This is a genomic window from Paenibacillus sp. DRB1-1, assembly GCF_052119485.1.
Classification (GTDB): Bacteria; Bacillota; Bacilli; order Paenibacillales; family Paenibacillaceae; genus Paenibacillus; species Paenibacillus polymyxa_B.
On record NZ_JBODQH010000001.1, the window covers coordinates 2,781,320 to 2,793,636 of the forward strand.

General features: G+C 46.5%; 9 protein-coding genes. 5 read left to right on the plus strand and 4 right to left on the minus strand.

The genetic code is table 11. From position 1 onward, the window contains the following. Nucleotides 1-26 precede the first annotated feature (26 nt). Nucleotides 27-1,379: a right-handed parallel beta-helix repeat-containing protein gene (locus ACQW03_RS12320; protein WP_441949899.1), complete on the minus strand. Its 1,353-nt coding sequence runs from the start codon at nucleotides 1,377-1,379 to the stop codon at nucleotides 27-29. 331 nt (nucleotides 1,380-1,710) lie between these two features. On the opposite strand from ACQW03_RS12320, the gene lepB reads away from it, so the two are divergent. Continuing rightward, nucleotides 1,711-2,331, plus strand: coding sequence for a signal peptidase I (gene lepB / locus ACQW03_RS12325; protein WP_071643880.1), 621 nt, complete (start codon nucleotides 1,711-1,713; stop codon nucleotides 2,329-2,331). Between the two features lie 60 nt (nucleotides 2,332-2,391). Here lepB and ACQW03_RS12330 read toward each other — a convergent pair whose 3' ends face one another. The 3 genes from ACQW03_RS12330 to ACQW03_RS12340 all read right to left on the minus strand — a co-directional run bounded on the left by ACQW03_RS12330 (nucleotide 2,392) and on the right by ACQW03_RS12340 (nucleotide 5,644). Continuing rightward, nucleotides 2,392-3,594: a GTP-binding protein gene (locus ACQW03_RS12330; RefSeq protein ID WP_081366872.1), complete on the minus strand. Its 1,203-nt coding sequence runs from the start codon at nucleotides 3,592-3,594 to the stop codon at nucleotides 2,392-2,394. Between the two features lie 323 nt (nucleotides 3,595-3,917). After that, the gene (locus tag ACQW03_RS12335) at nucleotides 3,918-4,748 is read right to left on the minus strand and encodes a carbohydrate ABC transporter permease (RefSeq protein ID WP_076292798.1); all 831 of its coding nucleotides are present in this window, start codon (nucleotides 4,746-4,748) and stop codon (nucleotides 3,918-3,920) included. After that, nucleotides 4,748-5,644 (minus strand): carbohydrate ABC transporter permease, encoded by an 897-nt coding sequence (locus tag ACQW03_RS12340; RefSeq protein ID WP_013312582.1) that lies wholly within the window; start codon nucleotides 5,642-5,644, stop codon nucleotides 4,748-4,750. The genes ACQW03_RS12335 and ACQW03_RS12340 overlap by 1 nt, the downstream gene beginning before the upstream one ends. Before the next feature lie 122 nt (nucleotides 5,645-5,766). Here ACQW03_RS12340 and ACQW03_RS12345 point away from each other — a divergent pair, with 122 nt between their 5' ends. The 4 genes from ACQW03_RS12345 (at nucleotide 5,767) to ACQW03_RS12360 (ending at nucleotide 12,022) form a co-directional block, all read left to right on the plus strand. Then, nucleotides 5,767-7,626, plus strand: coding sequence for a cache domain-containing sensor histidine kinase (locus ACQW03_RS12345; RefSeq protein WP_441949903.1), 1,860 nt, complete (start codon nucleotides 5,767-5,769; stop codon nucleotides 7,624-7,626). Then, the gene (locus ACQW03_RS12350; protein ID WP_441949905.1) at nucleotides 7,619-9,265 is read left to right on the plus strand and encodes a response regulator transcription factor; all 1,647 of its coding nucleotides are present in this window, start codon (nucleotides 7,619-7,621) and stop codon (nucleotides 9,263-9,265) included. The genes ACQW03_RS12345 and ACQW03_RS12350 overlap by 8 nt, the downstream gene beginning before the upstream one ends. Nucleotides 9,266-9,371: 106 nt before the next feature. Then, complete coding sequence (locus tag ACQW03_RS12355; RefSeq protein WP_076292795.1) at nucleotides 9,372-10,676, plus strand: ABC transporter substrate-binding protein; 1,305 nt, start codon at nucleotides 9,372-9,374, stop codon at nucleotides 10,674-10,676. Between the two features lie 317 nt (nucleotides 10,677-10,993). Then, on the plus strand, nucleotides 10,994-12,022 hold the full coding sequence (locus ACQW03_RS12360; RefSeq protein ID WP_441949908.1) for an NADH:flavin oxidoreductase/NADH oxidase: 1,029 nt from the start codon (nucleotides 10,994-10,996) through the stop codon (nucleotides 12,020-12,022). The last annotated feature ends 295 nt before the right edge of the window (nucleotides 12,023-12,317 follow it).

Genomic DNA, 12,317 nt, shown 5'->3' on the forward strand with positions numbered 1-12,317 from the left:
CAGGGCGTCCTGATTAGGCGGGGCTTTTAACGTGCCCCTATATTTTTTCCGCTCGGAGTACCCGAGCCGATCAGATCGCTTCCTTTGGCTAGCTTAAGGAAATCACCTAGCTGAATGGAACCGTCTGCACTTCGAGTGATAGAAGGTGTGAGACTAACAAAGTCGTCTGCACTGACTACCAGGCCTTTGGCATTCGTCGATTTTTTGTTTTTCCACCAAACGCTAGAGTTGTCTTGATCTGTACCACTTGTTTTGTCACTGGAGCTTCCCTCAAAGGAAAGATTGTTAATGAACACGTGATCACCTTTGTCAAAGGCAAAATTACTTTGTCCATTGTCCCACGAGGTATTATTGGTCAACGTAATGCTGCCGGGGTTGCTATTGTAGGTGAAGCCGTGTTTTTTGTTTTGGAAAGCAATACTGTTTTTCACAATATGGTTGACTTTGATTTTGTCTCCACCCAGCTTAAAGCCGTTGCCGTCGCTGTTCGCGGTAGACGTTCCATCTGAGGTCTGCCCGTTGTGGTGGGCCACACTGTTCAAAATGGTTACTTCGCCAATGGGACCCGTTTCGGTTTTGCTATACAAATCCCAGCCATCGTCTACGTTGTACGCAGCCAAGCAGTTATCAAACACATTGCCTGATCCTACAGTTAATTTGGCCGCGAAGCCATCGGCATCCTCACCATTATCGGGATCAGCGTTATCGTGAGAGTAAGAATTCAAAATCAAATTGTTCGAGGGCCACTCACTAGTGGAAGCGTTAGGCGAGTAACGTCCAAGCTGAAGTCCAGTATCCCGGTTGTGGTGGGTTTCCACGTTTTCGATTCGGTTATTGCTGCCGCCGATATAGATACCGTTATCTCCGGCACCCTTTACTTCAAGGCCCTTTACTAGCCAAAAGTCTCCGTTAAGCTGAAGTCCACGATTGGCTGAACCAAAGGCTTGAGCAGAGAAATCAAGTACCGGCTTTTCACTACCGTAAGCGACCAACCCTTTGAGTGAGCCGTTATTGCCGCTGTTTTCACGCTGAATTGTAATCGTTGAGGAGTAAGTGTAGTTACCACCGCGCAGATAAATGGCTTTACCAGGAGCAATTTGTGTAAGTGCTGCTTCGAGCGTGGTAGGACTGGATATTGTACCCGGATTGGACACGTTACCATTTGGCGCCACATACAAATCTCCTGCCGCTAACGTTGTAGAGACAGCTGCTGCGTCGGTTGTACTAACTGCCTCTTCTGTGAGTGCGGAAGAAGGGATGTCGTTGGATGACGTATCTGCGTAAGCGGTTCCAATAATACAAGAAGAAGCGAAAACAAAAGAAACACCGAGCCTTAGAGCGTTAAATCCGTTTTTTGGACGATCATTCCGTTTAAACATGTAAATTCCTCCTCATTTGAGTTCTTATTTTAAAAGAAGATAGCATCTATAAAAGTGGCTCATGCTGTCTTTTCAGTAAAAACAGGACACCTCCTGGGGTGACAGATTGATCTAACTTATGTCTAAAACGCTCTAAGAAGTATAAGCACAGTGTAATATATGTTAACGTTTGCATCAACAGTTTTTTACTGTTTTTTTGATATTGTGAAAAAAAGTTCACACTTTTGTTTCAACTAAAAATGCAGTTTTGCCAGACTGGGAAAATTTGATTATACTTAAACATTATACATATAATAGAAATGAAAACTGTGAGAAAAGGTGGGTTTAGCGCATGGAGAGTGGGAATCATTTGACGGAGCCAACTGTCGAACAATTGCACGAAAAGCAGCCACGAGTGAGAAATGAGATGATAGATTGGCTTAAAGCCATTATTGTAGCCATTGTGCTCGTGTTCATTATACGTTGGCTATTATTTGCGCCATTTATTGTTGAGGGAGCGTCCATGGAACCGAATTTCAAGACAGATGAACGAGTGGTCGTGAACAAGATGATTTATGATTTTCGTGATCCCAAGCCGAGTGAGGTTGTTGTATTCCATGTGAGAAAGGAACAAAAAGACTTTATTAAGCGTGTTATTGGAGTGGCTGGGGATACGATTCAGTATCAAGGCGATCATCTTTATGTGAACGGTAAGAAAGTAGAGGAGTCATACATTCAGGGAGCTATTCAGGATGCGCACGCCAAGGGAGAACTATATAACAATGTCGATTTTCCAAATGGAACCATAACCGATTCCAAGGTACCTGAGGGTTATATTTTTGTGATGGGCGACCACCGCAATAATAGTAGGGATAGTCGTGCTATTGGCTTTGTTTCTATTAAAGATATCGTTGGCCGTGCGGATGTGATTTTTTGGCCGGTGGATAGCGCGCAATGGGTTAAGCATAAATAATATAAGAGCGCCTAAGAGGGGGGGATTCCTCACTTAAGGCGCTTTTATTTTATAATCTCATTATATTTTTTTCGTAAACGGGTCAGGCAGCTTGCGCCAATCCTGCTCCATTTCTTCAGGGGTCAGCAGTGTTTCATCCAGGGTGCGCTCGATTTCTTCCCGGTTCATATCAATACCAATAAATACGAGCTTGGTCACCCGGTCACCATACTTTTCGTCCCAGTCAGGTGTCTTTTCGAAATCTTCGCCGAGATAGTATAGGCGTTCTTCTTCAGTCAAAGCAGATATCCACAGTCCTGCGCGTGCAAATTGTTTGGAGCTACCCGCCTGACTGAATGTAAAAGCAGTGCGGTTCTGCGTGGCGAGCCACACCAATCCCTTGGAACGTACAACCTCAGCAGGCCATTGAGCCAGCCATTTCAACAAACGTTCGGGATGAAATGGGATTTTGCGCTTGTACACAAACGAAGCAATTCCATATTCTTCTGTCTCCGGGACGTGCTCTTCTTTGTTCATTTCCTGTATCCAGCCTGCCGCCTGACTAGCTGTTTCAAAATCGAAGCGATGCGTGTTCAAAATCTCTTTTGGGTCCACCTTACCGTACTCGGAACGGATGATTTTGGCGTTTGGTTGAATGCCGCGTAACGCTTTTTCCAGTCGTTCCAGCTCCTCAGGGGATACCAGATCGCATTTGTTAATGATCAGCACATCACAAAATTCCACCTGCTCTATGAGCAGATCAACGATGCCGCGTGCATCCTCCTCTGCCACTTCCTGTCCGCGATCCTTGAGAGAGTCCCTGGAGTAGAAGTCCTTCCAAAATTCCGGTGCATTCACGACGGTGACCATAGTATCCAGTCGGGTCAGCTTGGTCAAATCAATTCCATTTTCCTCATCTACATAACTAAAGGTCTGTGCTACCGGAATGGGCTCACCTATACCCGTGGACTCGATAAGAATATAGTCAAACCTTTTGTCGAGTGCCAGTCGCTCTACCTCTTTTAATAAATCTTCCCGCAGGGTACAGCAGATGCAACCGTTGGACATTTCCACCAGCTTTTCATCCACACGAGATAATCCTCCACCGTCACGAACGAGATCAGCATCAATGTTTACCTCACTCATATCATTGACAATGACGGCTACCCGCAAGCCTTCCCGGTTGTTCAGCACATAATTCAGCAGGGTAGTTTTGCCGGAGCCGAGGTACCCGCTTAGTACCGTGACCGGTATTTTCTTTTCCAATTCCATAGCGTTTGCCAACGTAATCACTCTTCCCTTCGAAAGTATCATGAAATGTCGAATGTGCTGTAGTGGTTATCATGCGAGATAGGAAAGCAGATGTGCTTTCTTTGTCTTTCTTTAATCGTAATAATTACGAATAGTAAAATTAGTAAATCATTATTAAGAGGAATTGTCAAGGAAGGTAAGGTCACCTGATAAGAAATGTATTAATTTTCAAATCGAAAATAATTAAAATTTTAGGTAATTTGTACAGAAGCCCATGATGGATATCACGAAGACAAGAGGACTTGCGCGAGCAACACGCAAGTCCTCTTTTTTGCATCTGGCTTCGAATACTTGACTCAGCCTTTGACGGCTCCAGCGACGACGCCTTTGACAATGTATTTTTGCAGAAAAATAAATACGATAATGGAAGGTAGCACTGCCATTACCATCGCGGTCATGGCATATTGCCAGTCTGACGTATACTGTCCGACGAAGGTGTAGGCGGCCAGCGTCAGCGTTTTGGTGCTAGGTGAGCCGTTAACCATGAGAAGCGGAAGCAGAAAATCGTTCCAAATCCACATCACGTCGATAATAACAATGGTGGCGGTGACTGATTTCAGCAAGGGAAAAATCACGGAAAAGAAAAGCCGGAAGCCCGAGGCCCCATCGATTTTAGCGCTTTCGTCGATCTCAGCCGGAATACCTTTCACGAAGCCGTGATAGATAAACACTGCCAGCGGTGCGCCGAAGCCCCAATACAGCAAGCCAAGGCCCCAAGTGCTGTCTGCCAGATTTAAGTCTTTCGCCAGTCGCAAGACAGTGAGCATGATGGACTGAAATGGGATTAGCATCGGCATAATGCACAGCATGTAAATCACGGAGCTCCATTTGCTTTTGGTTCTTGCCAGCTTGTAGGCCGCGATGGAAGATATCAGCACGATACCTGCCAGGCCGACGATGGTAATAATGGTGTTATTCAGAAATAGGCGTGGATAGTCGATGAATTTCCATACATATACGTAATTATCCAGCGAAAGCTGCTTGGGCAGCGCAATGACGTCGGTCATGACCTCAGCGAAGCTTTTGAACGAATTGTTAATGGCGAGAAACAGCGGGTACAAAAATAACAGTGATAATACAATCATGCCCGCTTCTAGCAAAATACGTCCCGTACGGCTGCGTTGCATCAGGCTTCAACCTCCCTGCGTTTAAAAATAGACAATTGAATAATCGTTATGATCAGGACTGCAACGAATAAAATCAATGCTTTGGCTGTTCCGTAGCCATACAGATTGTTCTGGAACGTGTCCCGGTAAATATCATACGCAATGCTGTATGTCGTACCTCCCGGCCCACCGCCGGTCAGAGATAAAATGACGTCAAACACTTTGATCGAGTTGGTCAGTGCCATGAAGACTGAGATCGTAATGGAAGGTGCGAGCATCGGTAGAATAATACTGAAAAATCTCCGAATCGGCCCCGCGCCATCAACAATGGCAGCTTCTTTTAGATCCTCTGGCACAGATTGTAAGCCTGCAATATAAATGACCATGTAAAAGCCAATGGATTGCCAGATCGATACTGCCAAAATGGAAACAAACGCGAGCCCTTCCTCACCCAGCCAGCTTAGCTGGAAGATGCCCCAGCCTGTACTGTGTCCCAGTGACTCAAAGCCTTGCATGAAGATGAATTTCCATATAAAGCCGACAATCACGAGACTGAGGATATACGGGATAAAGAAGGCCGCCCGCAGCCAAGCCGAGCTTTTCAGCTTCATATCGAGAACGAGCGCCAGCAAAATGGCCAGCACATTCACCAGTACAATGTACAGGATGGCATACTTGACGGTAAACCAGGCTGCATGTGCAAAATTGGCGTCCCCAAGCAGGATTTGCTTGAAGTTATCCAGACCTACAAATTTCGGATGTTTTGATATGCCGTTCCACTTGGTTAGGGAATAGCGTATCGTCATCAAAAACGGAATATAAAATGCAATCGTAATGCACAAGATTACGGGCAGTGTGAATAAACCGAATTCCAGTTTACTACCCTTGTCGCCCCAGGTTCCCCTTTTTTTCAGCATAACGCACCTCTTTTTCTCAACATTTTCCGCTCTTTCGCTCCAAGCTGTTTAAGATATAATGAAAGTATAGGATAGCCCCTAGGGCCGGACCAATGGATTTAAGAAAACAGTTGAGGGTAAAAATGTGTACGCTTTCAAAAGGGGCGGTTATCATGATGTCAGAGCGCGTAGGAACGATTCTTCGCTCCATGTGGAGGAGGATCACGCAAAAATTAGTGAACAAGCTCATTCTTCTTTTTACCTCGGTGATTATTCTGGTGGTGGGCTCACTCACAATTATTTCCTATCAAATGATTGAAAAGGAGTCGGTTAACCATAGTATCGCTAGCACGACCAATAATCTGCTGCTGGTCAATCAGAATTTGGAGGATTACTTGGAGGGAATGCAGCAGTTGGCTCTTCCACAGCTACGTTATAACGATATCATGAACGCGATTGCCAATGAGAACCGGGACTATGCTTCGCGAATGGTCATTGAAGATTACTTGCGCAGCATGTTTTATTCGCGTAATGATCTGGAAGCAATCTATCTGTACGTGGCGGACCGACATCAATACTATGTGGTTACCAGGGAGACGTACAACATTACGGTGCGCAAAGGAATGAACACGGATATTCCCAAGCTTCCTTGGTATAAAGAGGCGATGGCTAGTACCACGAACGAGTCATTTCAATCCTTTGTGGGGTCCCGCTCTGATATGGGCTATGTGGCGCCAAAGGCCAGCTTTATGGCATACCATCGAGTGCTAAGGTCGATTGCATCCCGTCACCCGCAGGCGGTGCTGTCCTTTTATTACAATACGAGCGCCGTGGATGAAATCATGCAGAACATCCCACTGGGTAAAGGGGATCAATTGATGCTAATGAGCCCTAAAGGGGTTCCCTTTTATGTGAATAGCTTTCCGCTATATGAGCGGATGCATGATTCCGGAGTGTTGGCACAGATCGGCAAGGGAGGAAGCGGGCGAGTAACGTGGTCAGATAGCAGTGGCAATCAGGAGTATTTGGTCGTCTATGATGCTGGTGAAAAAGATGGGTGGCAGCTCATCAAGCCCATCCCATATCGCCAGATTTATGAAGCAGCTACGACAACACGGAATTGGAGCTATGCCATCGGTGCTTTATTTTTAGGTGTGTCTATTATATTAGTGACACTGACCTCGAACGCCATTACCCGACCTTTACATAAGCTATCCACCCAGATGAAGCGGTTTAGCACCGGAGATTTTGGGGCAACAGCTCCTGTGAAGGGACATGACGAGATTGCATATTTGTCGCTGCATTTTAACGAAATGGTCGAAAGAACCGAAGAACTTATTAATGAGCGCTATCGCATGAAGCTGGTCGAAAAGAATGCCATACTCAAGGCGTTGGAGGCTGAAATTAATCCTCATTTTCTCTACAATGCCCTGCAAGCCATATCCACACAGGCATTAAAGCGGGAGATGTTCGACATGGCGGATATGGTGGATGCATTGGCCCAAACGTTGCGGTATTCCATCAACGGCAAGGATATCGTAGTTGCCCGCGAAGAGCTCAAGCACATTGAACGGTATATAGGCCTGCAAAAAGCAAGGTTCGGGGCGAGACTGCGGGTCGAAGTGGTATGGGAGGAAGCGCTGATGGAGCTGCCGATCCCGAGATTATCCGTACAGACGTTGGTGGAAAACGCTATTAAGCATGCGTTGGAAAAAGTATCAAGCGATATTTTGATCGTCATTTCAGCCGAATCGAGTTCTACAAATGCCACAATTGCAGTCAGGGACAACGGACCTGGAATTTCAGAGGACAAGCTGAGAATGGTGCTGGATTCATTCCATGAAAAATGGGAAGAACGGGAGAGCGAGCATATTGGTTTGAAAAATCTGAACACACGGCTGAAGCTTTTGTACGGAGATCAGGCAGGATTATTCATACTTACGGATGAAACGGGAACGGAAATGAGAATGCAAATTCCCCGGGGAGGAAGTAGTCATGTATAACGTATTGATTATTGACGATGAAGAGCCGTTGCGCGAAGCCATTCGTATTATCGGGGACTGGGACCGTCTGGGCATCGAACATATTTATGAGGCGACGAATGGAAGATTGGGACTGGAGCTGTTGGGTCAGCACCATATAGATGTGGTGATGGTCGATATGAAAATGCCTGAGCTGAATGGTATCGAATTTCTTCGCGCGATCGAAAAGGCATATCCCCATCTGCTGACGATTGTCATTAGCGGCTACAACGACTTTGAATTTACACGGCAGGCGATTCAATCCCGGGTGGTGGACTATCTGCTCAAACCTATCAATCGTCAGGATCTGAACCAGGCACTGCGCAAAGCAGTGGACATTCTGGAAAGCCGAGAGCAAAGCAAAAACAAGTTCATTAGCCAGAACATTACGCTTAATATGTCACTGCCGAAGCTGAAAGAGAAGCTATACTTGTCCATTTTGGACGGTAGCTTTAAAAGGCAGGCCAATACGGCGTTGCTCCCATTGATCGGAGCGGATCAGAAGGGGAATCGCTTTGGGGTGATCGTGCTGCGGCTGCTGAACAGGGATGAGATTCGCAGGACGCGTTTTCATGGCGATGCCGATCTGATGGATTTTGCCGTGACCAATGTGTTAGCTCAGACGTCAGATGAACGGTTGAGTTGTTTTAGCTTCTCCCATCCGCGACGGGAGCGTGAGGTCGTTTCGATCTGTACCCTGGCCCCCGGGCAAGAAGAACATATGGTCTTACTATTGGCACAAGTGACACAGAAGGCCGTGGCGAACCTGCATGGGCTGTTCAGCATGGTGGTAGCTGCTGGATTGGGTAAGCTCTGTACAGATGTATTGGAGCTAGCATCTGCTTATATGGATGCCAAGACGCTCATCCACAGCACGGATGTGTTGAAGCTGGAAGGGGAGTCCATTCTTCATACAGTGCCACGGCAAATGGGTACGTTAGAGGAAATGTCATGGACAGAGCGACTGTTGTCGATCCAAAAGGATGCTCAGACAGGTCAGGCAAACCGGGCAAAGGTACTGCTGGGCGATCTGCTGAAACAATTGGCATCAGGCCCTATTTTCCGTTTGCAGGATGCGGATCGAATGATGAAGGAGTTCCATTTTTTACTGAGAGAAGCTGCGATTGAGTTGGGTGCGTCTACGTCAGCGTTGAATCAAGATGGAGCTTTGGAAGAACCGGAGCACGTGGGTAAAGGCGATTTGTCTGCTGATTTTACGAGCTTTGTCCACTACGGTCAGAGATTGAATCGGATGCTGGAGCTTTACATTGCTGGGGTCCAACATGCTCAAGCGGGGAACCAGCCCTTTGACATAACGGACATCAAAAGGCACATCGACCGTTATTATTTTGAGGATATCAAAATTTCGTTTTTTGCCGAAACCTATTTTTTGAGTCGGGAATACCTGATGAAGCTGTTCAAGCAGCAGTTTGGTTACGGTATTCACGAATATGTACAGAAGGTTAGAATGGACAAGGCGAAGGAGTTGCTGGGTGATTCTAGCCTGAAAATACAGGAAATCTCGGATATGCTCGGCTATAAAGATAAAAATTATTTCAGTAAGGCTTTTCGTAATTATTATCAGGTGTCACCGTCTGAGTATCGCGTGAGCCTGCAATAAACCACTTTTTTACCCTTAACGCTTCACTAATCTGCCTTTTTAAATTGGAGTATATTTTTTAGAATGAGCGCATGGACGTTGATCACAAACAAATGGGGGAGTATCCATGTTAAAGAAGATGATGGCGTTATCCGGCAGTTTGCTTTTGACGGTCGGTTTGTTGAGTGGATGTGGAAGCAGCGGCGGTACGGATGCGTCGAAAGAAAGAGCTGGCGGCAAAGAAGATTTGAAAACGGTTACAATAAATATGTTCACAGCCTCACCGGAGTATACCGATGCTTTTAACGCGTATATCGAGGAGTATAAGAAGGTCAAACCTAACGTGAAGATCAATCTGGAGATCATGCAGGCAGACTACAACACGATTTTGAAGTCGAAAATTGCCTCAGGTAGTACACCGGATGTATTCCAAACGACGGCAGGAGGCGACATCGACACGTATGCGGATTATAGCGCCGATCTGACCAATGAGCCGCTGGCAGCAGCCATGACGGATGCTGTTCGAGCGAATATGAGTTCTAGTGACGGCAAAGTGCTGGGATTCCCGGTGAAGGGGAACCTGTTTACGCTGATTTACAATAAGGATTTGCTTACCAAGGCTGGGGTAACCTCCCCGCCGAAGACGATTGCAGAAATGCAGGATGCGGTCACCAAGCTAGAGGCGAAGGGCATTACTCCATTTGCCAATGCATATAAAGAGTGGTGGGTATGGAAGCATATCTTCCAACACTATGTAGACGCTGCTGCGCAGGATGCAGGAGTGGAACCGAAGCAACTCGTTAGCGATTTTATCGCAGGCAAAGCAAAAATTAAGGACTACCCAGTGCTGTACAACAACTTCTTTAACTTCATTGATTTGACGGTGAAACATGGCACAGATAAGCCGCTGGAACGGGACAGCAATGCGGAAGTAAGTGATTTTGCATCCGGAAAAGCTGCGTTTATGACGGGTAAAGGTGCGTGGGATGAGGAAGCAATCAAGAAAATTAATCCTGATCTTAAGATTGGCATCATGGGATATCCGGTGAGTGACAAAGCTGATCAATCGGTCATCATTACCGGTGCAGATCAGGCGCTGCGTATCAACAAGGATTCCGAAGTATCGAAGGAAACGATTGAATTTTTCAACTGGCTGTACACTTCGGAATACGGCAAGAACTGGTTCTCCCAGGTAGCGAAGGTGATTCCTCCAATCAAGGATGCACCGCTTCCTGATCTGGAAATGCCTAAGGAAATGGAAAGCATTTTGAAAACGTCGAAGTCCGGTGATCTGTCTGTTAACTACTCGCTGGATACGTTCCACCAAAAATTTGGCGAGCTGATGCAAGCATATATCAGCGGTAACATGAACAAGGATCAGGCGGTTGCAGAGATCGAGAAGGCATGGGTACAATTAGGTTCAGCACAATAAGGTTGGTTCCGCAGAGGCGTCCGTAAGGGCGTCTTTTTGTGTTATAGCTAGGAGGTGGAGAGGCGTCGACAAAAAAATATCTAATAATAATTAAATATTTACTTGCAAAAAGTTATTGAGTTGTGGATAATAGGTTGTGTGCAATATATCTACAACATACGACATACATAATGACTGCAAGTTGCAAATGTGAGAGATCCCCCGTTTGAGGGAATCTCTTTATTCCGTTTGGGCTATGCCGATCATGTTTATAATAGACCGTGTAATTTGGAACGCATTTTCATTGATGAGGTAAAGGTAAAAAGGAGATGAACGTTTTGACTAATTCGTTGTTTACACCGTATACACTGAAAGATTTGGAATTAAAGAACCGTGTGGTAATGCCCCCGATGTGCCAATACTCGGTGACAGTCAAGGACGGGATTCCGAATGATTGGCATCATGTTCATTACCTGAGTCGGGCTATTGGAGGTACGGGCCTGATTATTATAGAAATGACGGACGTAGAACCGGATGGACGGATTACAGATTATGATCTGGGTCTTTGGTCAGATGAGCATATTCCGGCGTATAAGAAGCTGGTTGATGGCATTCATGCGCACGGGTCCAAGGTAGGCATTCAGATTGCTCACGCGGGCCGTAAAGCCGAGGATGCAGCTGAGCCAGTTGCTCCTTCGGCCATTGCATACCCGGATGCGAATTATAAACAGCCACGCGCGCTTACCACGGAGGAAGTCCGTGGCATGGTGCAAAAATTCGCAGACGCTGCCCGGCGTGCGGTTCAAGCGGGCATGGATACGATTGAACTTCACGGGGCACATGGTTACTTGATTCACCAATTCCATTCGCCAGTTACGAATAAGCGAGACGACGTGTATGGTCAGGAGCTATCCCGTTTCGGTGTTGAGGTTATTCAGGCTGTACGTAAGCAAATGCCTGCGGGTATGCCGTTAATCTTACGCATCAGCGCAGTGGAATACGTAGATGGTGGGTACGATGTGGATCATGCCATTGAGCTGAGCCGTGCATATCAGGCGGCAGGCGTAGACGTGATCCATGTTAGCTCGGGCGGGGAAGGCCCTGCTGGCGTCAGAAAGCCGGGCAACTATCCGGGCTATCAAGTGCCGTTCGCACGCCAAATTCGCGAGGCACTGAACATCCCGGTGATTGCTGTAGGCTCGTTGGATGACCCAGCCTTGGCGCAGTCCGTTATCGGCAACGAGGATGCCGATCTGGTCGCTGTGGGACGCGGATTGCTGCGCGATCCATATTGGGCGATTCATGCAGCAGTGACGCTGCGCGGTGAGAAGCCTTCCATACCTGAACAATATCAACGTGGCTACTGAGGCCTAAGTAATCCCACGTTGTTTATATATAAACAAGGCACCTGCAACGAAGTGTACGCTTCGTCAGGTGCCTGTTTTGTTTTATGGACAGATGGTACAGTATAAGCAATCTTACACGTAGTAGTGGTTATATTTTGTATATCATATAGAACGCTATTAATAGCGTTGATCGGATTAATCGTTACGATTATATTGCGTTGAACCAAAACAAAAAGAAATAGACCGCCCTGGTGAGGGGAATACGGCCTATTTCTAATAGCTAGCCCTTATCAGCCGACCGCTCTTCAAAGCGGCT